The following is a 26,424-nucleotide window of genomic DNA, read 5'->3' on the forward strand; positions in this document are numbered from 1 at the left end:
AATCTCCAGAGGCAACAATGGCACTCACCGACAAACAAGAAATGTTCTGTCGCGAGTACCTCATCGATTTGAACGCCACGCAAGCGGCCATTCGGGCGGGGTATAGCGAAAAGACCGCAAACGAACAGGGCGCGCAGAACTTAGCGAAACTTAGTATCGCGCAACGCATCATCGAACTCAAAGCAGAGCGTAACGAAAGAGTGGAAGTTAACGCTGATTATGTTCTGCGTCGGCTCGTCGAGATTGATGAGATGGACGTGCTCGATATCCTGCTGGCTAATGGTGAGCTGAAGCCTATCAAAGACTGGCCTAAAGTCTGGCGCACAACGCTATCAGGTATGGACGTTACTGAGATGGCTGGCGATGCTGCCGGGCTGCTGAAAAAGATTAAGTGGCCTGACAAGGTGAAGAACCTCGAACTGCTTGGCAAACATGTCACCGTCCAGGCATTTAAAGACAACGTGAAGACAGAGCAATCAGGAACGGTTCAGGTGGTGAACTACACGCCTGCCGATTACGCAGCAGCACAATCGCAGCTGGAGGAGAAACTAGACGGGCTGGACTGATATGAGCAAAGTCATCGAATGGGAAGATATGTCATTTCCTGAACGTGTTGCCATCAAGACCAAATCGACTAAATCGTTTCTCAACTTCACCCGGTTGTGGTTCGAGATGGTGCAGGGTGACAGGCTGCTCGTTAACTGGCATCACCGCCTGATGGCATCGAAGATCGATGACCTGATCGCCGGGCGCCTCCAGCCACGCAATCTGATAATCAACATCCCGCCCGGCGGCACCAAGACAGAATTCTTCTCCATCCACTTTCCGGCCTACGTTAACGCACTGGTTCAGGAAGGCAGGCTTAAGCGCTTCCGTAACCTGAACATCTCCTTTGCTGACACACTGGTCAAGCGTAACTCGCGCAGAACCCGCGACATCATCGCCAGCAAAGAGTATCAGGAACTGTGGCCGTGCGGCTTTGGCGTTAATCAGGCTGAAGAGTGGGAAATCATCGACACTAAAGGCCGATCAACCGGCCAGACGGTATCCCGCTCCAGTAATGGGCAGATTACCGGTGGTCGTGGTGGCTACTATGGCCCGGACTTCTCTGGGATGGTCATGCTCGATGACTACAACAAGCCGGTCGACATGCTCAGTGAGTCGCGCCGCAACAGTGCTAACACGCTTCTGGTCAACACCATCCGCTCACGCCGTGGTGATAAGTCCAAAGAGCACCCGACGCCGTTTGTGAGCATTCAGCAGCGACTTCATACTGATGACGCGTCAGGGTTTATGCTATCAGGCGGGATGGGCGTCAGCTTCCATCACGTAGCCATACCAGCGATGGTTGATGAAAAGTACATTCAGTCGCTTGCCGAACCGTGGCGTTCCATGTGCTGGGAAACGGTTAAATATACTGATTACGTCGAAGTGGCCGGCACCCGTTACTGGTCATACTGGCCTCAGATGGAAGATGTGAACGATCTCCTGCAGCTCTGGGAGAAAGACCGCTATACCTTCCTGTCTCAGTATCAGCAAAACCCCATGGCGCTCACCGGCGGCATTATCGACACCGACTGGTTCAACACGTACACCACGCTGCCAAAACTTCAGTACCGTGCTGTGTATGTCGACACGAACAGCGGCAAGGTTGAGGATTGGCTTGATTACACTGTATTCACGCTGGTTGGAATGGGTGTTGATGGCAATCTCTACATTATCGACGTTGTGCGTGGGCGCTGGGACCCGGAAGACCTGCTTAAGAAAGCAGAAGAGCTTTGGGTGAAATGGAGTGCTGCCGGCTCATTACGGACAATGCCGATGCGTTATGCCGCCATCGAAGAGAAGCAGGCTGGACAGGGTCTGATCACGACGCTGAAGAAGCGCAGCGCCACACCCGGCCAGTTGAGTATCCCGGTTAAAGAGATCCCCCGCGGCGCAGGCCAGAACAAACTGGTCCGGTGCCTGAACGTTATCCCTCAGATTAAAACCGGCAAGGTCTATGTGCCAGCTACGCACAACCACGATGGTGCGGCGATCATGCACGTCTATTACGAAGACGGCACGGTAGCCGGTACGACCTCATGGGTACTGACAGCCATGACCGAATGCGCGGCGTTCTCTGCTGATGACAGTCACGACAATGACGACATTCTCGATACATGGATGGATGCCATTGACGACAACCTGATTTCAGGTCGCGCATCGATGGCTATCGACCCGAATCAACTCAGGAGAATTTGATGTGGTGGTTTAAGAAAAAAGAAATCGCCGCGCCTGAGCCGGTGAAGGAGCCTGAAAAGGCTCAGATGAAGATTACCCCCGAAGCCGTTGCATCAGTCCATCCGAAAGCTACCCGTGAATTCCAGCGTTACGAGCCACCTAAAGGTGTTATCCCGGCATCGATGGAGAGAGCCATCCTTGCTATGGACTCCACCGATTACACCGCGCTGAACGAAGCGTACAGCATGGGATACGGCACGCTGGATTCATTCCCCGGCTATCCCTATCTGGCGGCGATGGCGCAGAAGCCTGAATACCGCAAGATGGTCGGCACTATCGCTGAGGAGATGACGCGAAAGTGGATAAAGCTCCGTACAGTTGGTGATGACGACAAGTCAGATCGCGTTAAGGCAATCACCGATGCACTTGAGCGGTTCCATGTGCGCGAGAAGTTCCGGGAAGCAGCAGAGCACGATGGCTACTTTGGCGGCGGACAGATTTATATCGACGTCCTGTCACCAAAAAACGTATCAGCCTGGACGGATGAGAATGAGCTGAAGCAGAAGCTGTTTATCAGCGACAAAAAAATCCCCAAAGGCAGCCTGAAAGGTTTTCAGGTGATTGAGCCTGTCTGGACCTATCCCGGAGTTTATAACGCGCAGAACCCGCTCAGCCCTGACTTCTACAAACCGACTGAATGGTTTGTGATGGGTAAAACGGTCCACGCCAGCCGCATGATTGATTTCGTGTCACGCCAGGTGCCCGACCTGCTGAAGGCCTCGTACAACTTCCGTGGGTTATCACTGGTTCAGATGGCAGAGCCTTACGTAAACAACTGGCTGCGCACGCGTGACAGCGTCAGTGACATGATTCACTCGTTCAGCATCCCGGTAATCGGCACGAACATGAGCACAGTGCTTCAGGGTGGTGGTGCGGAGTCTGTACTGGCTCGACTGGAGCTGTTCAACCGCTGCCGGGATAACCGCGGCGCATTCGCGAAAGACAATGACCCGACCACGCCGGAAACGGTTGAGTTCGTCAATGCGCCCCTTTCTGGCCTCGACACATTGCAGGCGCAGTCGCAGGAGCATATGGCGGCAGTCTCCGGCATTCCACTGGTTAAATTACTGGGTATCACGCCGAACGGCCTTAATGCTTCATCAGACGGCGAGATTCGCGTTTTCTACGACTACATCCACTCGTTACAGCAGGCGATGTTCAAAGAGCCCCTGAAGCGCGTTCTGGACGTTATTCAGCTATCTGAGTTTGGCGACATCGACCCGGAGATTTACTTCGAGTTTGAACCGCTGTACGAGATGAGCGCGAAAGAGCGTGCTGATATCCGCCTGGTGGATGCGCAGACAGATGCTGTGTACGTCACTCAGGTTCAGGCGCTCTCAGCCAACGAGGTGCGCGAGAAGATTGCTGATGACCCCGACAGCCCATATCACTCACTGGACTTAAGCGATGACCTCGAGATCGAAGAAAGCGACTTCGACGAAGACGAAGAGTCAGAGTCCGAAGACGATCCGCCCGACAAGACCTAACGTCGGTGTCGAAGCCTGGTACCGCCGCAAGCTGGATAATCTCATCACCGAAATGAATGACTCGGTGGTGTACTGGCTCAAGGCGAATTACCGGGCCTCCGGCACTATGGCAATGGACGCGTCCCCGGCGGTATTTATGCGTGACGCGATGAAAAAGCTGGCTAAGCGGTGGCAGAAGCGATTCGACGATGTGGCCGCTAAGCTCGCCGACCGGTTCGCAGGTCAGGCGCAGAAGAATTCTGACGTGTCGCTCTATAACGCGCTGGAGACTGCAGGATTCACAGTGCCTTTTAAAATGACGCCCGCGATGAATAACGCATTGCAGGCAACCATCACGGAAAACGTGAACCTGATTACCAGCATTCCGGAGCAGTATCTCACACAGGTGCAGATACTGGTCATGCAGTCGGTTGGTCGGGGGCGTGACCTTTCGATGCTGACTGATGAGCTACAGAAGCGTTACGGCATCACGCGCCGCCGCGCAGCACTCATCGCGCGCGACCAGAACAACAAAGCCACCGCAGTTATGCAGACAGCCAGACAGCAGTCTCTCGGTATTACTGAGGGCATCTGGCGGCACTCTCACGCTGGTAAAGAGCCGAGGCAGTCACACGTTAAGGCTGATGGTGAAAAGTTCGATCTGTCGAAAGGTCTTTACCTGGATGGCAAGTGGACTCTTCCAGGCGAAGAGATTAACTGCCGCTGCACGTGGTCGCCGGTTATACCCGGCATTTAGTTGGCAGCATACAAACACTTCAGTAATATTTATATGCCATTAACTCGATGGCTCTCTGGGGTGAATGTGATGACTAAGTTTGAACAACTTCGTGAAGAAGTTAGCACAAGGTCAAGAATGGAAAGGGAGTACTGGGATTCCCTTCAGGAGGCTGTGATAGTATTTCGAAATGGATTCTATAACTATCTTGGCCTTGAAAGTAATGAGATCGACGATGGGAAGGGTCATAAAGCTGGCATAGTACAGGTTGGTAGAGTTAAAGATGGCAAGTTTGAAATGTGCGCGCCATGGGCACATGAAAAAGATGGAAAGAAATTAAGTTTCATTCTTTTCCTGATGTTGCCAGACTCAGAGTCGATGGAAGTCGCAATGACGTCATGGACAAAAATTACCGTATCAAAACCTTTCTATGATGAAGATGCGATTAACATTTCCACGCAAGATATGTATCAGCCAGTCTTGTGCACAAAAGAAAACGATAAACTTTCCCTTGAGCCTTTCTATGATGAGTTGTTTTCTGAGCTTGTCCGAAAAATAAGCATAGAGTCTCTTTAACAAACAGGTCGCTTAGGCGGCCTTTTTTATTGCCCGCAATCCGAGAAAACACATGACTATCGAACGGTTAGCGTTTGACCGCGCATCCGTGCGCTCATTCGATGGTAACGGCAGGCTTCAGATCACAAAGAGCAACATCAGCAAGGCGAATGTCTGTCCCTATTACGGGCGAGAGATTCCAAATGCTGAGGCGCTGGGTTTAGAGCCGGACAAGATTTACCGGCTATGGCGCCACCCTGACGAACTGAAGAAAGCCGCACCAACATTCAACAACATCCCTGTTCTCTGCATCCATACCCCTGACTTCCCCGGCGACCCGCCTCGCGAATACCGCGTAGGTACGACGCACTCTGGCTGTGATTTCGATGGCACCTATCTCTGTAACGGCCTGTCCGTCTGGGATAACTCAGCCATCGCGGGTATCGAGACTGAAGAGCAGAAAGAACTGTCATCGTCGTATCAGTACGTCGCTGACATGAGTCCCGGCGAAACACCAGACGGCGAAGCATATGATGGCGTCATGCGTGACATCGTCGGGAACCACGTTGCACTGGTCGAAACCGGCCGCGCAGGTAGCGACGTACTGGTCGCTGATTCACTCCCACTGGAGCTTAAATACATGAAGTTAGACCGCAAAGGCGTTGCCGCACGTGCCGCGCTGGGAGCGTTTCTGAAGCCGCGCCTGGCTCAGGATGCTGCACCCAAAGACCTCACCGCCATCCTGAATGCGAACAAATCACCAAAGACGATCGCTCAGGCCATTATTGCCAAGTACAAAACCAAACTGGCTGCCGACATGGAGCTGGAACCTGAAGAGCTGGTTGAAATCATCGAAGCGTCTGCAGAAGGCATTGAGCCGGAAGAAGAGCCGAAAGTGGCTGGCGATGACGACAACGAGTCAATCATCTCCCTGCTGCGTGAAGCCGGCGTGTCCGAAGAAGTGATCGCCAAAATCGCCGCCGCTCTGTCGCCTGCCGTCGCTGAAGATGAAGACAAAGACGACGAAAAGAAAGATGAAAAAGACAAGGTGTCCAAAACCGCTATGGACTCCGCAATTCGTCTGGCACAAGACAGCGCAACCAAAGCCGCCGCTGAGAACTTCCGCAAAGTGCGTGAAGCAGAGCAGGCTGTACGCCCGCTGATTGGCGATGTGGTCGCCATGGACTCTGCTGAGGACGTCTACCGCACTGCGCTTGAGCAGGCTGAAGTGGATATCACCGGCGTGCACCCATCGGCATTCCCTTCACTGGTGCGCATGGCAATCCAGCAGAAAGAAAATTCACGTCCTGTTATCGCTCAGGACTCCGCATCAATCAGTGAGTTTGAGAAAGATTTCCCGACCGCTGGCAAGCTGAAACGAGGTTTCTAACATGGCAGGTTTTCAGAGTGTAATTAACCAATACCCGGCCCCCGGCGTCGAAGGTGGCTTTGCCAGCACCAACGAGCACGCAACCTATCTGGCTGGTGAAGCGGCACTGGTCGCAGGTGAAGATGGCCTGACTATCGGTCGCTTTGCGTGGGACGTTAACGGCGTCGCATCAAACGCTGGTACCGGCGCACCTTCTGGCTTCGTGCATCGTGACGGGCAGGCAATCATCACCACATGGCTGGATAGCGATTCAAACGTCATCCAGTCCGGCCGCGAAGTAACCCTGATGGTTGCTGGAGACTTCTGGGCGCGCACATCTACTGCCGCCACCCGTGGTCAGAAAATCTTCGCATCACTGACGACCGGTCAGGTTCAAACCGGCGCTGCGGGCGCAACCATTGACGGTTATGTCGAAACCCCATTCAAATCCGGTAGCGTCGCAGCAGCAGGCGAACTGGTCAAAATCAGCACCTGGAGCAATTAATGAATAAGTTTCAACAGCACTACGCCGCAGCAAGCGGCAAGTACGGCATCGTGCTGCCGGGCGCAAAAGAGTACCTGAAGCCAGAATTCGCGGAAAACTACGCGCTGGCGATGGATGCGCAGCCGACCATGGTTACCACTGGCAACTCAGGCATCCCGGCTTACTTCACCAACTACGTTGACCCTGAGCTGATCCGCGTTCTGGTCACCCCGATGAAAGCAGCTGAAATCATTGGTGAAGTGAAGAAAGGCGACTGGACCACTCTGACCGCGCAATTCCCGATCGTGGAATCTGCAGGTGAAACCAGCTCCTACGGTGACTACAACCACAACGGCATGACCGCGGCTAACGTCAACTGGGTGCCGCGCCAGTCTTACCACTACCAGACCCACACCCGCTGGGGCGAGCGCGAGCTGGATATGTATGGCGCAGCGCGCATCGGTTATGCAGCTGAACTGAACGTGGCTTCTGCTCTGGTGTTGAATAAGTTCCAGAACAAATCCTACTTCTACGGCATCGCTGGCCTGCTGAACTATGGCCTGCTGAACGACCCATCCCTGCCAGCCCCGATCACCCCGGGCGCAACCGGCACCGGTAGCGGCGTTACATGGTCAACCAAAGATGGTCAGGCTGTGTATGACGATATCGCGAAACTCTACGGTCAATTGGTTGCACAAACCAAAGGCCTGATTGAGCGCGACTCTCCAATGACGCTGGCAATGTCGCCAACTGCTGAAGTGGCTCTGACTAAGACGAATATGTACAACGTCAACGTCTCCGACCTGCTGAAGAAAAACTTCCCGAACCTGACTATCAAGACTGCAGTTGAGTACTCAACTCCGGCCGGCGAGATGGTCCAGTTGATTGCAGATCGCCTGGGTGAGCAGGACACCGCTTACGCAGCCTTCACTGAGAAGATGCGTGCTCATGCAGTGGTGACCGAAGAGTCATCATGGAAGCAGAAAAAATCTGGCGGCACCTGGGGTGCAATTATCCGTCAACCGCTGGCAATCGCCACCATGCTGGGAGTGTAAGAAATGGCTGAAGTCGTAACTGTAGGATGCAAGCTGCCGAATGGCCTGGTGATTGATGTGGATGGTGCGCAGCCTGTCGTTTTGAATGGCGCCAACTCATCCAACGTCATCGGCGGCTATGGCCTGACCGAGAACGTCGACAAAGCGGTGTTTGATAAGTGGCTGGAGCAGCACAAAGACCAGCCATACGTTAAAAACGAACTGGTTTTCGCTCAGGCGAAGACCAACAGCGCTGAGTCGAAGGCCAAAGATAACGCCGCGGTTAAGTCGGGCCTTGAAGGTCTGCCGCAGGACAACCCGGCCCCGGGCGTCACCAAATCAGACGGTAAATAATCATGGCGGTCGTTGTCTTCGATATTGACGCGTTCAGGGCGCGTTATCCCGAGTTCAGCTCGGTGAGTGATGACCTGCTGAAAGCGTACTTCGTTGAGGCAACGGTCTACCTGAATAACACCGATACAAGCCCGGTCACTGATGTGAATCAGCGGGCTGTATTCCTGAATATGCTGGTTGCTCACCTCGCAGCAATGAATAGCGGCGTGGGCGGTCAGGCATCAAGTGGGTTAGTTGGGCGGGTAACGAGCGCTTCGGAAGGTTCGGTTTCTGTGTCGGTAGACGCCGGGCCGTCGAGCTCATCGTCATGGTGGTATCTGCAAACACCATACGGTGCAGCATTCTGGCAGGCCACGCTGCCATTCCGGACGATTCGTTACCTGCCCGGTGCGTCACCATCGATGTACCCCTATCACTACAACCGCAGAGGAGCTTACCGGAGGTAGCGATGAGTTCATTTTCAGGTGGCGATGCACTGCAAAAACGCCTCCAAGAGCTAGCGAAAAGCCTCGGGGATGCTAAAACCCTTCGCGTCGGATTCCTTGAGGGTGCGACATATCCTGATGGTGAATCTGTCGCGATGGTGGCCGCAGCGAATGAGTTCGGCGATCCGGGCATGAACCGGCCGCCGCGCCCATTTTTCCGCCGCATGATTGAAGAAAAATCGCCTCAGTGGGGTGATGACATCGGCAAGATTGCAGTGGCTGTGAAATACGATGCATCCACGCTTTTTCCCCTCATGGGGGAGCGCATCAAAGAGCAGCTGCAGGGCTCAATCCGTGAGTTTACAGACCCGGCACTGGCTCCCTCTACGGTATCGAAAAAGGGATTTGATAAGCCCCTTATCGAAACCTCTCACATGCTCAACTCTGTCGATTATGACGTTAAGGACGGCGTATGAACCTGCATGGCATTGTGCGCCGCGCCATAAACACAGTTAACCCTGACGTGAAGTGCTCAATCTACATCAGCACTGGCACAACTACAGCACCATCCGGCAAGCGTGTCCCATCCTACGCGGACCCGGTTGATGTCATGGGGCAGGTTCAGCCAATCACCTCCGATGACCTGAAGCACATCGATAACCTCAATCTGCAGGGGTACATGAAGTCGATTCACCTCAATGGCAGCTTTGAGGGGGTGAACAGGCTGAAGCAGAAAGGCGGAGACAGAGTTGTCATTGAAAGCACTGGAGAGGAGTGGCTGACAGTACAGGTGCTTGAACAATGGCCTGACTGGTGCCGTATAGCCGTCCGATTGCAGGTGCCGACATGAGCGCGACCATAAGCATTACACAGGATGACCTGACAACCGCCTTGCGCGGTTTTTTATTGTCTCTCGTTGACGCAGAGGTGTTTCTCTCTCAGGAGAATAACTCACCAATGCCGATAGGTGATTTCGTCACCATGACGCCAATGTTTATCACCGGGCTATCAACTAACCGCGTTTCGTACAACGACCCCGGCGTCGGTCAGGGTAGCGAGCAGACGCAGCGCAGCAACCAGTGGCGGTGCCAGATCGATTTCTACGGCAACTCAGCGCAGGACATGGCGGCCGTTGTCGGCACCATGATCCGCTCTGAATACGCCTCAGAATGGTTTCGCCAGAACAACATGCCGGTTACTCCGTTATACGCGGGAGAGCCGCACCAGACAACGATGATTAACGCCGAGCAGCAGTATGAGAATCGCTGGACGCTCGACTTCATCGCTCAGTTTAACGCCGTGATAGCCACCCCTCTGGACTTCATGGACAGCATTCAAGTCGGCATTGTGGCCGCAGATTTAAAATTCCCACCGGAGAATTTATAAATGGCAATTCCGTTAACTAAAGATGTCCAGATTAACCCTGGCGTTCTCGCTGCCGGCGGTAACGCGGTTGATCTGAATGGTCTTATCCTTACCCAGAGTACCTATGCGCCGGTGGGTAACGTCGCATCGTTTTCTGCCAAAGAAGATGTAGCCAAATACTTTGGCAGCGCATCAGATGAGTATGCAATGGCTGCTATCTACTTCAGCGGCTATGACAACTCGACGAAAAACCCTGGCAAGCTACTGTTCGCACAATACAACGATGCACCAGTTGCGGCATGGTTGCGCTCTGGCTCGATGGCGGCTGCAACGCTCGATCAGTTAAAGCTGTTGAGTGGCGTCCTTACCATCACCGTAGATGGCACAACTGAGACATCGACTAACATCAACCTGAGTGGCGCAACGAGCTTTGCTGCAGCGGCTGACCTGATTGAATCAGCAATTGGTGACTCAGTTGTTGTCACGTTCGACACTACGCAGAAAGCTTTTGTAATCACCTCTGCAACTACCGGTGCTGGTAGCACAATTTCCTATGGTTCAGGTGATATCGCTACGGGACTCAAACTCACAGCAGCAACCGGGGCGGTTATCTCGCAGGGTGCGGTAGCGCAGAACCCGACTGACTTCTTCATCGCCGTACTGAACAGCAGTCAGGACTGGGCGACATTCACCACCGCCTTTGAGTGCACTGATGCTGAGCATCTGGCTCTGGCTGGCTGGGCTAGCGCACAGAACTATCGCTTTGCCTATGTGGCCCATACCAATGAGGAGTCAGCGCTGGTCAGTGGCAGCACCGAGACGATCGCGTATCAGCTTTTGGTCGTGAACAACTATGCCAATGTCCTGCCTGTATACGGCACAAATGTGCACGCTGCTTCGGCTCTGGGTTACGCTGCTGCGCTGGACTTCGATCGTCAGGAAGGCCGGGTACCATTCAAGTTCCGCTCTGTCTCAGGCTTAGTGGCCAATGTCACTTCATCCAGTGACTATGACGCGCTGATTGCGAACGGCTACAACTTCTATGGCGCCTACACGGCAAACAGCTACTCCACACAGTACTGGGCTGACGGCTCTATCAGCGGCGATTTCAAGTGGTTTGACAGCTTCTGCTTCCAGCTCTGGCTGAATGCAAATCTGATGCAGGATGCGATCGTAACGCTGAAGTCTAACCGTTCCATCCCATACAACGCGCGCGGCAAGGCAATCATCGAAGCCGGTTTTGCTGACACCATAAACCAGGGAGTTACGTTTGGCGGCATCCGGACCGGCGTGAATCTCTCTGCTGCTCAGCGCTCAGAAATCGTTAACGCTGTCGGCACTGATATCTCTGCATCTCTGCTGGCGAAAGGCTGGTATCTGTATATCGCCAATCCGACATCAGCGCAGCGCGTTGACCGTACAAGCCCAAGCATGACTCTATGGTATTGCGATGGCGGCTGTGTGCAGAAAATCACTCTCGCCTCAATTGAAGTCCAGTAAGGAGCGACTAAATGGCTAATACCATCACCAGTGCTGACGCTATTTTCGCTCTCACTGTTACCAACCTGTACCCGTCCGCACAGACGCTTGAAGGCTATGCAGCAGATGCGATGTTTGCGCTGGGCGATACCGAAATGGCTGTTGCGGTGCGTGGAGCTGACGGCAGGCTGTCGGGCGGTTTCGTGTTTGGCGAGTATCTGCAGACGATCACCATCATGCCGGACAGCCCGAGCCGTGAGATGTTCGAGACATGGCAAATTACATCGGTCACGTCGAAAGCAATTTTCCGCTGCAACGCGACGATCATCCTTCCAGCCATCAGCCGCAAGTTCACGCTGACAAATGGCATTTTGCAGCGTGTTAAGGCCATCCCGGATGCTAACCGCGTTCTGCAGCAGATGACCTACCAGATCAACTGGGAATCAGTGACCGGCGAAAACTACACCGCATAAGGCATAACATGGCACGTAAAGAAATTTACTACACAGAAACCAAAGGGCGTGATGCTGGCAAGGTGTTCTACATCCGCGAGATGTCAGCGACTCAGGCGGAATGGTGGGCTATCCGCGCAGGCATGGCGATGGCTCGTAGCGGCGTTGACCTGCCGGAAAACTTCGCAGATATGGGTATTGCTGCAATGGCGGGTACGGGCCTGAAAATGGTCTCACAGATTCCTCCGGCAGAAGCCAAGCCCTTGCTGGATGAACTGATGGAATGCGTTCAGTGCGTGCCAGATGCGTCAAACCAGAACATCAAGCGCCGCCTCATCGATGACGATATCGAGGAGATCGCAACGCGCCTGAAACTTCGTGCGGAGGTGTTCAAGCTGCACGTGGATTTTTTTCAGGCCGCCGCCCAATAGATATACCCCCAATGATGCATGAGCAGGCCCACGGGCTTGCTGAATACGTCAACGTCCCTAAGACCATAGCTACCGTCCTCTCATCTGGTAAGTGCTCTCTTACTGAGCTGAGCACGACGCTTGGCGTTGAGGATTTATGGTGGTGGCTCGAAATCATTACGGTCGATAACTACAACCGGATGGTCGTCAATAAATCGCAGGAGTCAAACTGATGGCAACTATTATCGACGCGCTGGTTGTCACGCTGGGCCTCGATGCGACCGGGTTTAATAAAGGACAAAAGGACGTAAAGGGCGGCCTGGACGATACCAGAAAGCAGTCAGAGCAGACAGCCAAAGATATGGAGGCTGCAGGTAAAAGAGCGGCCTCTTTCTTTGGCTCAATCCGCACTGAACTGCTGGCTCTGGTTGGCGTCACGCTGTCGGTGCAGGGATTCAGAAACTTCATCACCGGCATGACCGACAACCTGCAGCAGCTGGCGGTTAATTCGCAGTCGCTGGATATGTCGGCTAAGTCTCTTGATGGCTGGCAGAGGGCAGCAGAGGCCGCCGGTTCGAGCGCTGAAAAGATTACCGGCACCCTGAGTGGCTTTCAGAGCGTCCTGACGCAAATCAGGACGGGCGGCGGCCAGGACAACCCCCTGTTCGCCGCTCTGTCCTCTTTCGCTGGCGCGACCGGTGCCAACTTCGATTACCAGAATGACAATTCTGAAGAGGTTATGCGCAAAATTGCGGATAACTGGGGCAAGCTGAGTAAAGACGCTCAGCGACGCTTCGGAGGGATGTTCAACTTCGACAATCAGACTCAGCAGGCGCTGACAAATGGCAATCTCGTTACAGATGCTGACAGGTTCGCGAAGATGTCACGCACTACCGAGGACGCCACGCGCAAGGCGCAGGAGTTCAACAGACGCCTAGCGGAGATGAAGCAGAATTTCTCTGCAGCGTCTCAGGTCCTTTATGAGGCTCTGATTCCATACGTTGAAAAGCTCATCCCGCTGATTGAAAAGGTCGGTATCTGGATAACAGAGCATGGCCCAGAGATTCAGAAATTCTTCTCCGACACATCCCGTGAAATCAGCCAGATTGTTGACGCTGTAGGAGGGTGGCAGAACGCGCTGGAGATACTGCTGGGCTTCATGGCAGGCAAGTGGGCGCTGGGAATGATTGCAGCTATATCAAGAGTAGGAATTTCGGCTGGCGGACTTGGTTCTACGCTAGCGTCTATCGGTCGCGGCGGCGTTATAGGTGCGTTAGGTTTTGGTGCGTATGAATATGCGGACTGGATAGATAAAAACAGCGGGCCTAAGCAGCAACTCAGTGAGAATGGGCAGTATTACAAAGATAGCTGGGTCGGTAAGGCATGGGAATGGTGGAAGGGGTTGGGAAAATCAAATGACCCTTCTGACCTGTCACCACAACAGCAAGCCACTCAGGAAACACTAAGGAATTCACAGTTCCCGCTAATGAACTCTGAGCAACAAATTCAGCCACCACAAGCGGGCGCTCAAGGGAAGGCTTTGCTTGAATGGATGCGACCGCTGTTTGACAAGCTTGAGTACGCATATAAATTACCGGCCGGCCTGCTAAAAAGCATTGCTACAACGGAGTCAGGCGGCAATCAGTTCGCCGTTTCTGGTGCGGGTGCGAAGGGGCTTTTCCAGTTTATGGATGGCACTGCGGGTGATCTGGGGCTGAAGGGGGGGGATGTATTCAACCCTGAGAAGTCTGCCAATGCTGCAGCTAAATACCTTTCCCAACTCTTGAGGGCATCAGGAGGGGACTTGGTTAAGGCTCTGGCCGCTTATAACTGGGGTATCGGCAATGTCCAGAACAAGGGGCTGGATAGAGCGCCTCTGGAAACGCGTAAATATGTGCCCAAGGTGCTTGCAGGCATTCAGGTTGGCTCTCAGGCAGCGGCCTCGCGGCAAGTGATCCCTCAGCAACAGCCGGTGCCAAAAACCGAGATTCACATTGGCGAGATGAGCGTACAGAGCAATGCCACGTCAGTTAATGCTCTCGGTCAGGATGTGCAGCGCAACGTCAGCCGTAACAGTCTGCTGGTTCCTTCAATGTCAGGGCAGGGCTGATTATGAACTTCTCTCTGAATGAAACAACGTTGCTCAATGCCGTGCAGGGTGGCGGCATCTTTTCTGTAATTAACAGCATCATCGGGCCCGGCTATGGCATCTACTTCAACAACGGGACAGGCAAGGCGCTATCGCCTTCGTCCTTTCTCGGCGTTGAGTATGGTGCTGATGCTTCTGTTGTCTCCGCACCGATCGAGTCAGGCTCATACAACTCCTACAACAAGGTGAAGCGCCCACCGGTAATCAGGGTGCTATTCGTATTGGAGGGCTGGTCTGGGCTAACCGGTTCGCTGCCTAACCTCACCAACTTCAGCCTGACCAGTCGTGCCGATATGCTGGCCGCGCTTGATGCGATGGTGGAAGGCACGATGACCTATGACATCGAAACGCCGGACACCACGTACGAGAAGTACGATCTGGTACGCTACAACTATCGCACGTCTGACCGTGACGTCACCTTGCTGACTGTTGAGGCGATATTCCAGTCTGTTCTGGAGTCGGCAGAGGTCACGCTGACCAGCACTACGGCTCAAAGCACTACTACCGCCAATGCAACAAGCCTTGCGCCCAGCGCAGTTACTGAGAAGGTTAACTCATCCACCACAGAGGCAACGCAGAGCGGCGTATCTTCAGCGCTTACCGGCCTGAAGAACTCCGTATCGAGCGCGGCCACTAAGGTAGCGGATAAAGTCTCATCGACCGTTAATAATCTCACGCAAACCACCACGGCATCGATTAACGGCGCGGCCACCTCGGCCATAAATAAACTCTCATCATCGGTCACAGACCTGGTTAAGGCGCTTACCTGATGCAGACCATTACATTGCAGCCAATTAAGGCTCAGGAGCTTACCGTTAAGCTGGGTGAGCAGTCTGTCACCCTGCGCATCGCTCAACGCTCTACTGGTCTGTATGCGGATATCGGCTTGGGTGATGTGTGGATTGCTCAGGGTTTAATTTGCCTGAATGGAAACCGTCTGGTGCGCTATCCGTATCTGGGCTTTCAGGGTGAACTGTTCTTTGCTGACACAAAAGGCAGGGATGACCCGAGTTATGAAGGTCTCGGGGAACGGTTCGTTCTTTTTTATGCCACACCTGAAGAGATGAGCACCGCAGCATGACTTACAAAAAACGCAGTCTTAAATTCGAATTCAAACTGAAAGAGGGAAAGTTTGACGAGAAAGGTAATGACACGCTGACGATCAGCGACATAAAAGCTGAGGTTGAAATAGGTGCTTATGGTGGCGTCTCGGGCTCTACACTCGAAGGGCGTATATTCGGGCTGAGCATCGATTTGATGGCAAAGTTAAGTTATAAGGGCATTCAGCTTAACGGGGCTAAGCAGAACCTGCTGAAGGTCTGGGCTGATGACAAGATTGTTTTCTTCGGCACGATCACAAACTGCTTCGCTGACTTCAATCAAATGCCTGACGCACCCTTAATCATTAGTGGAAACGCTACGGGATTTGAGCAATCAATTGCTGCGCCACCTTTCAGCGCAAGTGGGAGCGTTGATGTGGCAGACATCATAACCTCTATCGCTAAGAGTATTAGTTTCACAGTGGTCAACAATGGGGTTAGCTATAAATTGTCTAATCCCTACTTTGATGGCAATCCCATTGAGCAAATGAGGAAGGCCGCTAAAGCCGCTGGAATTAATTTCGACCCACGGTTGGGAGTTATTTTTATATGGCCTCAAACCGGTTCTGTTGATGACATTAAGCCTTTTGTTTCCCCTGAAACCGGACTGCTTGGCTATCCGGTATTCAGCAACTATGGGGTGTCCTTTCAGTGCACTTATAGTGATTTGCTAATTTTAGGTCGCCGCTTTCAGCTGGAAACCTCACTGCCAAACGCAAGTGGGACGTACACGCTAGTAGCCGCAACGCATCACCTTTCTACGTGGATGGAGGGGGGGCTGTGGACAACAATTGGCCGCGGAGCTCTCGCGCAATTAACAGACGTAAGGCAGTGATATGCAGAATGTGTTCACGAGCACTCCCCAAGACGCAACATCCGATGCTAACGTACAGGAATTCCTTTTCCACCGAATGCTGATGAGTAATGCTTTCATTACTCTGGCATTGGTAACTGATGTATCGGAAAGCGGAGAGATTGTAACAGTAAGGCCATTGGTCGAGGGATTTACCGGCGCTGGAGAGATAATCCCCAAAACTGAAATATATGGTGTACCTGTTTGGCGGTTACAGCGTGGCGCTAGCGCATTAATTATGCCGCCGGTTGCAGGTGATATCGGAATGCTCGCCATATGTGACCGGGATATTAGCGGCGTAAAGGCCACTAAAGAGCCATCATTGCCCGGATCTAATCGGGTTCATAATTATGCAGACGCACTATATCTCGGGGGGGTGCTCAATTCTGAGCCTAGCCAATATGTGAGGTTTAGGGATGACGGCATTGATATAGTTTCGCCTCTGGCAGTCACCATAACATCCCCAGTGGTTGAGATTAACGCTGATACATCCGTGTCATTAAACTCTGAAAATATCATCCTTAACGGGCCGGTATCGCAGGGTGCCGGAAGCTATGCTGGTGATTTCACATTTAATGGCAACATTACGGCGCTTGGTGAGGTTACTGGGAAAGGAATTAATCTTTCCACGCATACTCACAAAGGCGTGCAGAGTGGCTCCTCAAATTCAGGCACCCCTAACGCCTAGCCCTTTCGTAACCCCAGTACATTGATTCAGCAACTGCCTTGTACTGGAAGGGATTAGTGAAATTATATCGAATTTCGAAAAGGTTATTATCAAGAAGTGATTGAGGCTGACCACTTAATCCTGCTTCATATCCCGAAACGCATGATTGCGCTGCAATGTTCGCCCAGTCTTCTGGTTTCTCTGTGACCGACTCCGGGTTCGTTCCGTAATACTTTAAGGCCATTTCAAAGAATTTCTTTGATGCCTCCAGCGCATGAGCGTTGCATCCTGAGCTTTCAGCCTTTGCTGTGTATTCATCATTAGCTTTTCTCCGGATCTCTTGCATAGATTTCTCAATCTTAGCCGTGCGCGCGCGATCTAATTCGTATTGTGACGGTTTTTTAACTTCCTTAGTTACCGGCGTAGCGCATGCACTGATAGCAAATGAAATGGCCATTATAAAAATTCGCTTCATATTAACCTCACGATCAAGTTGATAAGACATGCTATCTGCAACCTGTCGCAATAGCATGCAATTAATAATATGACCCGCTCCGGCGGGCTTTTTTACGCCCGGAGAAAGCATGATAACCAAATCTCTCCTGCTTAACACCGACGCCTGGGACCTGACTCTTGATGGCTCCGGCAACCTTGCTTCCACGCCAAACCCCTACGCGGTTGCACAGGATGTAGCTTGCGCGTGTAAGACGTTCCTCGGTGAGGCCTGGTATGACACGTCGCTCGGCATCCCTTATTACCAGCGCATTTTGGGGCACTGGCCGGGAACTCAGCTCATCAACACCAAGATGCAGTCGGAGGCGCTCAAGCTCGATTACGTCCAGACTGCAACCTGCACGACCGTAATCGGCAAGCAGAATCGCATCGCATCCGGCGTCATGACTATCACCGACACCAACTACGACCAGAGCACCATCAATTTCTGAGGCCAAAATGGCAGACACAGTAATCGTTACCACATCGGTGCCGGCAGCCACGTTTTCCGACATCGGCCTGTCAGTGCCGGATGAGAAGGATATTTTAGACGGGCGCCTGAGTGATTTAGACAGTGCGCTGGGCGGCGGGATGAGTAAAAGCCTGACCACTCCGCAAGGTCAGATCGCAATGAGTGATACCGCCATCATCGCGGACAAAAATGACCAGCTACTTTCTATAGTGAATGGAATCAACCCGGACTATGCTGCCGGCCGCTTTCAGGACGCTATCGGTCGCATCTACTTTATCGACCGCATAGCAGCGCAGGGAACGACTGTAACCGCCACAGCTACCGGGCTGGTCGGCACAGTTATTCCTGCAGGTAGTACAGCCCAGGACGAGGCGGGATACATTTACTCATCACTGGCTGACGCCACGATCCCTGCTACGGGTGCGATCGACATCGTATTCCACAACCAGACGAGTGGCGCCATTGCATGCCCGGCAGGCTCCCTTAACACCATCTATAGAGCGGTGACCGGCTGGTCAGGTATTACCAATGCCGCTGCAGGCGTACCGGGTAACGATGTCGAAACGCGCGCTAACTTTGAGTACCGTCGCAAGCAATCTGTTGCACTCAATGCAAAGGGAACGCCGGAATCAATTTATGCCGCCGTGCTTGATGTGGATGGCGTGGTTGACGCGTATGTATGGTCGAATCACTCCGGCGCAACGGTCAACATCGGCTCGACCAGCTACCCGGTACCAGCTCACAGCGTTTACATCGCAGCGTATGGCGGCGATGCGCAGGACATCGCTCAGGCCATTTACCTGAAGAATCAGGCTGGCTGCGGAATGGTTGGCAATACATCCGCGGTAGTAACCGACACATCGCGCGGCACTAACGTTAACCCTAGGTACGCGATGACGTGGAACACTCCGACGCAGGCAAGAACCCGCTTCATGGTTCAGCTGGAGAATTCGCAATCGCTTCCATCTGACATAGTGGATCAGGGTAAGTCGGCAATCATTAACGCCTTCAATGGCAATAGCAATCTGGTACCGAAAGCGCGCATCGCCTCCAAAGTCTTTGCTGGTGGCTATTACTCAGTGCTTAACAACATCGACACAGAATCCGTAAACGTTCTTTCGGTGACCGTCAGCCTGGACGGCATTAACTACGCCTCATCAGTTGAGTACGGCGTTGACCAGATACCTTCTCTCGATGCCAGTGACATCTCTGTGATCCTCGTATGAAGAACGTAAAAGACACGATCCTCACGCAGTACGCCGCCAGCCCCAACCTCCGAAACCTGATTGAAACCTTCAACACCTCAATGGATATGTCGGAGTTCACCGAAGAATTCCTGACGGCTATCTGGGACGTTTCGACAGCGACTGGTTACGGTCTGGATGTGTGGGGAAAAATAGTAGGCGTGTCACGGCTGCTCAACGTCAGGGAGTCTGCGACGTATTTCGGCTTTGATGAAGCGTTTATCAGCGCCAGTGACGACACGCCAAAACCTTTCGATGAAGCGCCTTTCTTTGAGGGCGTGCAGCTGACATCTACGGTCAGGCTAGCTGATGACGGTTACCGAAAACTCATCATGGCTAAGGCGATGGCTAACATCACCGATTGCTCCATCCCATACCTGAACAAAGCCCTTTATTACCTGTTTGGCGATCAAGGGGACACGTTTGTAGCCATAACTGGCGTGATGTCCATGAGTTACGTCTTTGGATTCAACCTGACACCGGTAGAGTGGGCCATCCTGCTCAACTCAAATGCGGTAGCCAAACCTGCAGGCGTCAGCGTCAGCATCATGTCACTCGATTTCAACAATACCTTTGGATTTGCCGAGGCTGAAATGCAGCCATTCGAAAGCGGCACCTTCTTCCCTGACTCAGGAATACAAAATGCAGAACAGCTCGCAGCCTAAGCTATTGCCGGTTCCATTCGCAGATGCCGGTTCTAAACAGGACATCCCTAACGATTCGCAGATCGGCGTTACAGCAGGCCGTGCCTCATATACCGATGGCTTTCCTCCGCTGACAAGAACGCCTCTTGCGGCTGGCGGTGTGCCACCGTTTGGCACTGACTTTAATGGCGTGCTCAATGACGTTACAGCGGCCGTGCGCTGGTCACAGGCAGGCGCCGGATATCCCTTCAACACGGCATTTAACACGGCCATTGGCGGATATCCAAAGGGCGCCAGAATCCCGAACTCAACACTCGACGGTTTCTGGCTTAATACCACTGACAGCAACAGTACCAATCCAGAAAACACGACATCTGCATTGACCGGGTGGGTGCCATCTGGATTCTATGGAACCACGGCCATTACGGGTCTGTCTGGCTCAAGTGTAACGCTAACAACGCTGCAGGCCGGGCGTGATCGAATTACGCTGGCAGGAACTCTGACATCTAACATTAACCTCATAGTCCCGGCGTGGGTCAAACGGTGGGAAATCGTTAATAACTGCACAGGTTCATTCAGCGTTACAGTTAAAACTCCAAACGGCAGCGGTGTTTCTGTTGCTGCTGGGATTAGTGCCTTTGTGTATGGCGATGGCACTAACATCAATCAGGCAGCAAGCCCTGGCAGCCTTATCAATGCCCAGGTTTTCACTGGCAGTGGTTCGTATACACCGACCGCGGGAACAAAAAAAATCATTGTGGAAGTGCAGGCTGGTGGTGGTGCTGGTGGCGGGACACCTGCTACCTCATCTTCACAGAACTCTGTTGCCTCTGGGGGCTCATCGGGGCAGTACGTCAAAAGCCAGTTGCAAATATCCAGCCTCTCTTTACCTGTGACGGTTACCGTTGGAATTGGAGGATCAGGCGTTGCCGGATCAGGCGGGTCTGGTGGCGGTGCGTCTATGTTTGGCCCTTATATGACTGCCTCTGGAGGTTTTGGTGGAGGAGTTGGCTCCGCTGCTTCTTCAGCTTACGTAATCCAGCCGGGTAGCGTTCGCTCTCTACCTACAACAGGAAATATTGATAATGGTGGCGGTTCCCCCGGTGGGGCCGGCATCTTTACTCAGACAGGCGCCGGAGTATCTGGAAATGGCGGCTCAAGCAGGTTTGGCGGAGGTGGAAATCCAGGATCAGTATCAGGCGGGGGATATACTCAAGCAGTCGGATATGGGTCAGGAGGAGCGGGTGCAGCAGTGGCTGCAAGTACTGCTGCTCAACCCGGCGGAGCTGGTGGGACTGGCATTGTTATCGTTTGGGAGTATGCATAATGATTAAAACCTATGCGCTGGTTAAAGATGGGGTAGTAATCAACACTATTCTCTGGGATAACGAAGATCAGCCTGACTTTGACTACGGAAAAAGCTCTGGCGTTGAGGCGGTTGAAGTAGCAGAAGGAACTGCGGTTGATATTGGCTACCTTTATTCAAAAGGCAAGCTCTCCGCACCACCGCTTACTGAGGAGCAAAAAGCGGAAATCGAAAGCAGGCAGATCTCCGACAACCTTTCACTCAAAGAATTTCTAGTTTCGGAGGCAACCCAGAGACGTGACATCCTTCAGGATGCGGTGGATATGGATGAAGCCACGGATGAGGAAACAACAGCACTTCCTCTTTGGAAGAAGTACCGTTTACTTTTGAGCCGGATAGATGCAAATATAGCGGGCGAAATTCAATGGCCGGATAAGCCATCATTTTAGATGGTAGACTATATGGAGGCCAGCTAGGCCTCCAATTACTTAACTATTCTTCTGATATTGAATAACGTATAAACAATCAAACATAAATTAAAAACATACAAAACCCTACCCCCAGATGCATAAGCTGTTGGCGACAAACCAATCGCAACTGTTACCAGCATACCCGCCATTAGCGTAATGAATGCGCTGTAATCCCTTTCTTCGCCAATATCCTCTATAGAACCGGCAGCCATGCATATCAATGTCATCAAATAGAATAAGTAACAGCAGTAAACTTTAATGTTAGAGAAGTCAACATAGTAAAACCTACCCTCGTATGTAAGATATTTAATCTCTCTCATGTACATAGAGTCAGATGTAAAGCAAAGCAGGATCGCGGCGATGGAAACAGTTAAACACAAACGACTCAATGTGTTTACTTTTCCCTTTCTGACTATAAAAAATATAAGTGATAGGCAGCCAGATATGAAGCAGTAATTTCTTCCTGTGGCAATATTTTCTACTAGTCTGTCGACACCTATTATGGACTTCTGAAATATATTCATGTCGAAAATCTGCGGCATATACCGGAAAGCTTCAGCCTGAAATCTATTATAAGATCCTGGGCTTAACAAAGTAAGGGCAGCTCCTAGTAAGACAACTAAATATGCGATATGTATTGTGGCGTTTTTGGCCCGGTCGTTTTCGGATTTCAGATATAGAAATGGGATTAAAATAATCAGCAATATCGCAAGCTGTTCTGATGAAGTTGCCACTAGAGATAGCGTAATAGCCAGAAGCACTCTAATTTTACTCGTTGAATGACTAAGTAGTGTGCTAACAGCAAATAGTGCGCATGTTGCTGGGAGCAGGTAGTTATAGAATCCTGTAATCCACCATTGAGAATCTCCCGATATCGACAAATTTATTGCAAGCATAAATGCCAGCACTAATGGCAATCCATGCATCAATGACACCCTTCCTCTAAGGGATATTGACCATATAAAGTAAGATGAGGATAATAGGCACAGAGGAATCATTATCTTCCAGAATGAACTTATGGTAATTGTGAGTGCCATAATTGCTTCAATAAAAACTCGTCCACTCCATGTCTCATATCTTTCAATCAGGAATCCCCATATTGATGAGTTATTCAAGGCATTTGAGAATGTCACATCATCAGCGTAATCCATAAGCTTGAGCTTGCTTGCAAGAATTGCAAAGGTGATAATAAGAACCGAAAAGAAAAGCCATTTTGACAATGATTTATTATTTGCATTCATAGCTGAAAACCTTAGTCAGAATCACCATGCTTATCCATGATATAAAAGTTATAATGATAATTACTTATTTCATTGCTAATTGGCAGGTAAAGAGATGCGTTGAACCCTGAATTTTCAAAATCATTATTCCTTGAGAAAACTTGGTTAACATCATCTCTAACATAAGTTAAAGAAGGGATAACAAACTCTTTCTTTCCAGTATCAATGGTTACTACGGTTTTGATTTTTTTAGGGAAGTCATCCGCAAAAAACCAACCTCTAATTTGGTATGAGCTTTTCTGTTTTGAACACATGTCAATGCTATATTTTAGAGATGATCCTTTGTAAGTATCAAACTTTGAGGTAAATGGCTTTGCGTAATTCCATGATTTAAAAGATAAGAAGACAAAAAACATGCAAGAGAGAGAAAAAATAATAAATATTATGTTTGGGTTTCTGATTTTAATAAATAACATTTTCAAAGATCCATCAAGTGAATATATTTATTTAAGGCCTTTATTTTTATACTGGGTTGGCTTTATGCCTAAAAGCTATAAATTTAGAATAAGAAAACCCAAACAACATACTTATACTGGAAAAAACAATGAGAGTAACCACAGGACTAATGCCAGAATGATCTCCATCTATGCCTACTGCAGTGGCGATGCCACCCATAAAAAATAAATAGACAAGGTAGCTGATTGTTGCGGCCTCAGAGCTAAAGGTCCATTTCTCGTTGGCGTAAAAAGAGAAGGTTACCGCAATGAAAAATGCGGCAAAGTTGGAAAAAGATTGCGTCTGCCCGCTAGTGTATAAAGCAGCAAAAATAACCCAATGAATCATTGTGTTAATCACTCCGACTGAGGCATATCTTGCAAAAACATTCATCATTAAGAGTTACCCCTGTTGCATATTGCCCCGGATCATGTCACCTGATGGACAGCAAGGCAAGAATTCGTCAAGAAATGTTATCAATTAAAAAAGCCCGGCGACCGGGCAATGACTCAGCCGCGCCTCTCTGAGCAGGCTGCGGGGTGGGTGATTAGAGGTTAGTTACGCTCAACTTAGGAAGCCAGTGTAAAAAGCCATCGACATCAGCAGCTTTACAATTTTGGGAGCCGCTTCGCCTTGATCAAATCCACTGATCGATATTACTGTTTATCCATACAGTATTTATCAGAGGAGGATTTAGCATGGCGAGAGAGAGTGACATACGCGGAGCATTCATGGCTGCGATAAAGAAAGACAGCAGAGGACGGCAGATTGTCACCACAGCGGCGTTCCAGAAGCAGCTGGATGATGTTAACCATGTGTGGACGCTGGCGGAGTGCAACCGGTGGATTCGGTACTATCAGAACTTCTTCTTCGAGCTGATTACAGAGGAAAGCGAGAATAAGACCTGGGCGCTTCGCAACATGGGATATGTGAGGTAACTATGGGCTTTCCATCACCTGCAAGCGACTATATTGAGAAGCGCATCGACCTTAACGACATACTGATGCCGCACCGGAACAACATGATATTGATTGAGACGCCGGAAGGGTTCGTGCTGGCCGATAAATCAGTAAAGCCAAAGCCGGGCGATAAGGTGGCATTTCAGGCGGGCGAGTTCCCGCAGTTGGGCAGGCTGTTCCGGACGAGCATCATTACCCTGGACGGTGAGACGATCGACGGAGAAGGGCTGGAGGGGATTATCGTGCTGGGGAAGGTGACAGCGGAAGTCTTGTCCGTGCATGAACCCAGCAGGCCGATAATCTGATGGGACAGATTTGAGACACGCAAAGGTTTGAATCTCTTTTCAGGCCTTTGCATGTTTTCGCATCATGGGACGTGTGAGCGCGGCAGGATGCGGTAAATAACTGTGTTAAAAGGTAATTCTAGGAACTTCTAAGCCGTAGGTCACAGGTTCGAATCCTGTAGGGCGTGCCAGATTCCTGTTAAAAGACGCCAGCGGGTGTCTTTCTTATGCGGCACTTCAGTCATCATCTTGTAAGCCATACAAATCCAGCCAGCGTCTATCAGCTAACCTCCCGAAAATTCTGCAGAGCTTCCTGTTCCGGCGTATTTGAAAACGATCCTGGTGCGATTCAGAGCTGTTTAATTGATACGGGGAAATACTCTTTTCCCAGCCGGTAACACATTTCTTTAAACATTAATCAACTTTCGCAGAGAGACAATGACAGGTTTTCATCCTCTGTTCTGACTGTGTGCTTCAGGTAACAGGCAAACGTTTTTTAGCATTTCCGGGACACGATGGGTCAGAAAGTAGTCTGTCAGGCGATAAAATGTTCAGCAATCCATGCTGTCAGGAAGAGTGCCGGACAGTGGAGATTTTCCTTCAGAAATAAGCGTTAAAGTTTTCTCGCGGCCTGCCGAAGATGGTGGGGCTATTAACGCAAATTGATAAGGGAATATTATGAAGCATAATCTGATAGCCAGCCTGGTCATTGGCGGCTCTTTAATCTTATCCGCGGCAATCGTTTCAGGCGCGATCCCACTGAAAAACGAAAACGTGCTGCCGGTCGTCGATGGTGGTGTAAAACTGGGTAACGTCTACAGCGAAGATGATCTGGTTTCAGCCAGACTGGTATTCAGTGATGATAATCAGGATCAGGTATTATTCGAAAATGCAGGGCCTCAGGAAGCGAACGCGCGTCTGCAGGAAAAGATGATTGAGCTTGCAAAACAGGTTAATTTTAATCAGAAGGATGAGGCGAAAAAAATAACAGCAGAGAACTTATCCATTAAGGTTCCCGCAACACTGGTGTTTACGTCATCAGTTAAATATCGCTCTGAATACCAACCTTCATTTACGCTGACGCTGACGAAAAAGAATGTGGATGTGCCAGCGAATGCGAAGATGCTGGAAACCCTGAAGGCCGCAACCGCTGATTTTGTTAAAAGCCAGAAAGCGCAGTTTGCGTCGTCGCACTTTATTAAGTAAGGCAGTCAATTCAAACCCGCCCCGGCGGGTTTTTTATCGCCCGTCATCAGCGAATGATCGGGATGAACACTGCCAGAGTGTTCATCGCGGGATGCGCCGTTCCGGATGCTTGCCCGGAACCGGCACAGGAGACAAGCGTTTTACCTGACCCCCGTCCGAAGAAAGTGCCGTGCAGGAGAGGTGCTTTAGCAGGCTGGCATAGCAAAAGTGCGAAGCTGACTTCTCCATCGTGAGGCGGGTTGGCCATAAACGACCCTTATCCAGCTTGCGCCTCTGAGTGACCCCTGGCTGCCATACACAGTCACGCTTCTGTTACGTTCACACCCTCATATCCGCATGCTGCAGACGTTTCGCTACCCCAATCGCGTAAAATATTTTTTGTCCCGCCGCCCGCTTTTCCTGTGAACCGGTGCTTTACTAAATCATGGCTCTGCACTTGCGTACTTTTTCA

At 51.2% G+C, this 26,424-nt stretch carries 33 protein-coding genes; 29 read left to right on the forward strand and 4 right to left on the reverse strand.

Annotation, left to right across the window (positions count from 1 at the left end; all coding sequences use genetic code 11):
• Positions 1 to 17: 17 nt before the first annotated feature.
• The 21 genes from ACLHDD_RS02195 to ACLHDD_RS02295 all read left to right on the forward strand — a co-directional run bounded on the left by ACLHDD_RS02195 (position 18) and on the right by ACLHDD_RS02295 (position 17,202).
• The gene (locus ACLHDD_RS02195) at positions 18 to 566 is read left to right on the forward strand and encodes a terminase small subunit (RefSeq protein WP_427102748.1); all 549 of its coding nucleotides are present in this window, start codon (positions 18 to 20) and stop codon (positions 564 to 566) included.
• Between the two features lies 1 nt (position 567).
• Entirely contained in the window at positions 568 to 2,244 is a 1,677-nt protein-coding gene (terL, locus tag ACLHDD_RS02200; protein WP_427102749.1) for a phage terminase large subunit, read from the forward strand.
• Positions 2,244 to 3,770 carry a DUF1073 domain-containing protein gene (locus ACLHDD_RS02205; RefSeq protein WP_427102750.1) on the forward strand — a complete coding sequence of 509 codons (1,527 nt, stop codon included), beginning with the start codon at positions 2,244 to 2,246 and terminating at the stop codon, positions 3,768 to 3,770. Before terL ends, ACLHDD_RS02205 begins: the two co-directional genes overlap by 1 nt.
• Before the next feature lie 52 nt (positions 3,771 to 3,822).
• The gene (locus ACLHDD_RS02210) at positions 3,823 to 4,506 is read left to right on the forward strand and encodes a phage minor head protein (RefSeq protein ID WP_427105157.1); all 684 of its coding nucleotides are present in this window, start codon (positions 3,823 to 3,825) and stop codon (positions 4,504 to 4,506) included.
• Positions 4,507 to 4,575: 69 nt separating this feature from the next.
• Positions 4,576 to 5,061, forward strand: coding sequence for a hypothetical protein (locus tag ACLHDD_RS02215; RefSeq protein WP_427102751.1), 486 nt, complete (start codon positions 4,576 to 4,578; stop codon positions 5,059 to 5,061).
• A gap of 52 nt (positions 5,062 to 5,113) precedes the next feature.
• Positions 5,114 to 6,430 (forward strand): DUF2213 domain-containing protein, encoded by a 1,317-nt coding sequence (locus ACLHDD_RS02220; RefSeq protein WP_427102752.1) that lies wholly within the window; start codon positions 5,114 to 5,116, stop codon positions 6,428 to 6,430.
• Between the two features lies 1 nt (position 6,431).
• A complete protein-coding gene (locus tag ACLHDD_RS02225) occupies positions 6,432 to 6,914 on the forward strand; it encodes a structural cement protein Gp24 (RefSeq protein WP_427102753.1) in 483 nt (160 codons plus the stop codon).
• A complete protein-coding gene (locus ACLHDD_RS02230; RefSeq protein WP_427102754.1) occupies positions 6,914 to 7,948 on the forward strand; it encodes a DUF2184 domain-containing protein in 1,035 nt (344 codons plus the stop codon). Before ACLHDD_RS02225 ends, ACLHDD_RS02230 begins: the two co-directional genes overlap by 1 nt.
• A gap of 3 nt (positions 7,949 to 7,951) precedes the next feature.
• Positions 7,952 to 8,281, forward strand: coding sequence for a hypothetical protein (locus ACLHDD_RS02235; RefSeq protein WP_427102755.1), 330 nt, complete (start codon positions 7,952 to 7,954; stop codon positions 8,279 to 8,281).
• A gap of 2 nt (positions 8,282 to 8,283) precedes the next feature.
• On the forward strand, positions 8,284 to 8,727 hold the full coding sequence (locus tag ACLHDD_RS02240) for a DUF4054 domain-containing protein (RefSeq protein ID WP_427102756.1): 444 nt from the start codon (positions 8,284 to 8,286) through the stop codon (positions 8,725 to 8,727).
• A 2-nt stretch (positions 8,728 to 8,729) separates the two neighbouring features.
• The gene (locus tag ACLHDD_RS02245; RefSeq protein ID WP_427102757.1) at positions 8,730 to 9,182 is read left to right on the forward strand and encodes a hypothetical protein; all 453 of its coding nucleotides are present in this window, start codon (positions 8,730 to 8,732) and stop codon (positions 9,180 to 9,182) included.
• The gene (locus ACLHDD_RS02250) at positions 9,179 to 9,556 is read left to right on the forward strand and encodes a hypothetical protein (protein WP_427102758.1); all 378 of its coding nucleotides are present in this window, start codon (positions 9,179 to 9,181) and stop codon (positions 9,554 to 9,556) included. Before ACLHDD_RS02245 ends, ACLHDD_RS02250 begins: the two co-directional genes overlap by 4 nt.
• The gene (locus ACLHDD_RS02255; protein WP_427102759.1) at positions 9,553 to 10,092 is read left to right on the forward strand and encodes a phage neck terminator protein; all 540 of its coding nucleotides are present in this window, start codon (positions 9,553 to 9,555) and stop codon (positions 10,090 to 10,092) included. Before ACLHDD_RS02250 ends, ACLHDD_RS02255 begins: the two co-directional genes overlap by 4 nt.
• Positions 10,093 to 11,571 carry a DUF3383 domain-containing protein gene (locus tag ACLHDD_RS02260; RefSeq protein WP_427102760.1) on the forward strand — a complete coding sequence of 493 codons (1,479 nt, stop codon included), beginning with the start codon at positions 10,093 to 10,095 and terminating at the stop codon, positions 11,569 to 11,571.
• Between the two features lie 11 nt (positions 11,572 to 11,582).
• A complete protein-coding gene (locus tag ACLHDD_RS02265) occupies positions 11,583 to 12,023 on the forward strand; it encodes a phage tail fiber protein (protein ID WP_427102761.1) in 441 nt (146 codons plus the stop codon).
• Positions 12,024 to 12,031: 8 nt separating this feature from the next.
• A complete protein-coding gene (locus ACLHDD_RS02270) occupies positions 12,032 to 12,433 on the forward strand; it encodes a hypothetical protein (protein ID WP_427102762.1) in 402 nt (133 codons plus the stop codon).
• 211 nt (positions 12,434 to 12,644) lie between these two features.
• Positions 12,645 to 14,522, forward strand: a complete 1,878-nt coding sequence (locus ACLHDD_RS02275) for a lytic transglycosylase domain-containing protein (RefSeq protein WP_427102763.1) — start codon at positions 12,645 to 12,647, stop codon at positions 14,520 to 14,522.
• Positions 14,523 to 14,524: 2 nt separating this feature from the next.
• A complete protein-coding gene (locus tag ACLHDD_RS02280; RefSeq protein WP_427102764.1) occupies positions 14,525 to 15,331 on the forward strand; it encodes a hypothetical protein in 807 nt (268 codons plus the stop codon).
• Positions 15,331 to 15,642 (forward strand): phage baseplate plug family protein, encoded by a 312-nt coding sequence (locus ACLHDD_RS02285; RefSeq protein WP_427102765.1) that lies wholly within the window; start codon positions 15,331 to 15,333, stop codon positions 15,640 to 15,642. Before ACLHDD_RS02280 ends, ACLHDD_RS02285 begins: the two co-directional genes overlap by 1 nt.
• The gene (locus ACLHDD_RS02290) at positions 15,639 to 16,496 is read left to right on the forward strand and encodes a hypothetical protein (RefSeq protein ID WP_427102766.1); all 858 of its coding nucleotides are present in this window, start codon (positions 15,639 to 15,641) and stop codon (positions 16,494 to 16,496) included. Before ACLHDD_RS02285 ends, ACLHDD_RS02290 begins: the two co-directional genes overlap by 4 nt.
• A gap of 1 nt (position 16,497) precedes the next feature.
• On the forward strand, positions 16,498 to 17,202 hold the full coding sequence (locus ACLHDD_RS02295) for a Gp138 family membrane-puncturing spike protein (protein WP_427102767.1): 705 nt from the start codon (positions 16,498 to 16,500) through the stop codon (positions 17,200 to 17,202).
• On the opposite strand, the gene ACLHDD_RS02300 is transcribed toward ACLHDD_RS02295, so the two are convergent.
• Positions 17,192 to 17,686 (reverse strand): hypothetical protein, encoded by a 495-nt coding sequence (locus tag ACLHDD_RS02300; protein WP_427102768.1) that lies wholly within the window; start codon positions 17,684 to 17,686, stop codon positions 17,192 to 17,194. The genes ACLHDD_RS02295 and ACLHDD_RS02300 overlap by 11 nt on opposite strands.
• Positions 17,687 to 17,765: 79 nt before the next feature.
• Between ACLHDD_RS02300 and ACLHDD_RS02305 the strand changes: the two genes are divergently transcribed.
• From ACLHDD_RS02305 to ACLHDD_RS02325, 5 genes are read left to right on the forward strand one after another with little or no spacing between them, the layout of a single operon-like run.
• A complete protein-coding gene (locus tag ACLHDD_RS02305; protein WP_427102769.1) occupies positions 17,766 to 18,125 on the forward strand; it encodes a hypothetical protein in 360 nt (119 codons plus the stop codon).
• Between the two features lie 7 nt (positions 18,126 to 18,132).
• Positions 18,133 to 19,371: a baseplate J/gp47 family protein gene (locus tag ACLHDD_RS02310; protein WP_427102770.1), complete on the forward strand. Its 1,239-nt coding sequence runs from the start codon at positions 18,133 to 18,135 to the stop codon at positions 19,369 to 19,371.
• Positions 19,368 to 20,054 (forward strand): DUF2612 domain-containing protein, encoded by a 687-nt coding sequence (locus tag ACLHDD_RS02315; RefSeq protein ID WP_427102771.1) that lies wholly within the window; start codon positions 19,368 to 19,370, stop codon positions 20,052 to 20,054. The genes ACLHDD_RS02310 and ACLHDD_RS02315 overlap by 4 nt, the downstream gene beginning before the upstream one ends.
• Complete coding sequence (locus tag ACLHDD_RS02320; RefSeq protein WP_427102772.1) at positions 20,032 to 21,360, forward strand: hypothetical protein; 1,329 nt, start codon at positions 20,032 to 20,034, stop codon at positions 21,358 to 21,360. The genes ACLHDD_RS02315 and ACLHDD_RS02320 overlap by 23 nt, the downstream gene beginning before the upstream one ends.
• A complete protein-coding gene (locus ACLHDD_RS02325) occupies positions 21,360 to 21,788 on the forward strand; it encodes a tail fiber assembly protein (protein WP_427102773.1) in 429 nt (142 codons plus the stop codon). The genes ACLHDD_RS02320 and ACLHDD_RS02325 overlap by 1 nt, the downstream gene beginning before the upstream one ends.
• Positions 21,789 to 21,823: 35 nt before the next feature.
• Here ACLHDD_RS02325 and ACLHDD_RS02330 read toward each other — a convergent pair whose 3' ends face one another.
• The 3 genes from ACLHDD_RS02330 to ACLHDD_RS02340 are packed head-to-tail and all read right to left on the reverse strand — an operon-like array spanning position 21,824 to position 23,920.
• On the reverse strand, positions 21,824 to 23,050 hold the full coding sequence (locus tag ACLHDD_RS02330; protein ID WP_427102774.1) for a hypothetical protein: 1,227 nt from the start codon (positions 23,048 to 23,050) through the stop codon (positions 21,824 to 21,826).
• An 11-nt stretch (positions 23,051 to 23,061) separates the two neighbouring features.
• The gene (locus tag ACLHDD_RS02335; protein WP_427102775.1) at positions 23,062 to 23,505 is read right to left on the reverse strand and encodes a hypothetical protein; all 444 of its coding nucleotides are present in this window, start codon (positions 23,503 to 23,505) and stop codon (positions 23,062 to 23,064) included.
• 46 nt (positions 23,506 to 23,551) lie between these two features.
• On the reverse strand, positions 23,552 to 23,920 hold the full coding sequence (locus ACLHDD_RS02340; RefSeq protein WP_427102776.1) for a GtrA family protein: 369 nt from the start codon (positions 23,918 to 23,920) through the stop codon (positions 23,552 to 23,554).
• Between the two features lie 302 nt (positions 23,921 to 24,222).
• On the opposite strand from ACLHDD_RS02340, the gene ACLHDD_RS02345 reads away from it, so the two are divergent.
• The 3 genes from ACLHDD_RS02345 to ACLHDD_RS02355 all read left to right on the forward strand — a co-directional run bounded on the left by ACLHDD_RS02345 (position 24,223) and on the right by ACLHDD_RS02355 (position 25,973).
• Positions 24,223 to 24,462 carry a hypothetical protein gene (locus ACLHDD_RS02345; protein WP_427102777.1) on the forward strand — a complete coding sequence of 80 codons (240 nt, stop codon included), beginning with the start codon at positions 24,223 to 24,225 and terminating at the stop codon, positions 24,460 to 24,462.
• Positions 24,463 to 24,464: 2 nt separating this feature from the next.
• A complete protein-coding gene (locus tag ACLHDD_RS02350; RefSeq protein WP_427102778.1) occupies positions 24,465 to 24,788 on the forward strand; it encodes a phage repressor protein in 324 nt (107 codons plus the stop codon).
• A gap of 657 nt (positions 24,789 to 25,445) precedes the next feature.
• Positions 25,446 to 25,973: a hypothetical protein gene (locus ACLHDD_RS02355; RefSeq protein WP_427102779.1), complete on the forward strand. Its 528-nt coding sequence runs from the start codon at positions 25,446 to 25,448 to the stop codon at positions 25,971 to 25,973.
• The last annotated feature ends 451 nt before the right edge of the window (positions 25,974 to 26,424 follow it).

This window comes from Pantoea sp. NSTU24 (assembly GCF_050157905.1).
In the GTDB taxonomy this organism is placed as follows: Bacteria; Pseudomonadota; Gammaproteobacteria; order Enterobacterales; family Enterobacteriaceae; genus Pantoea.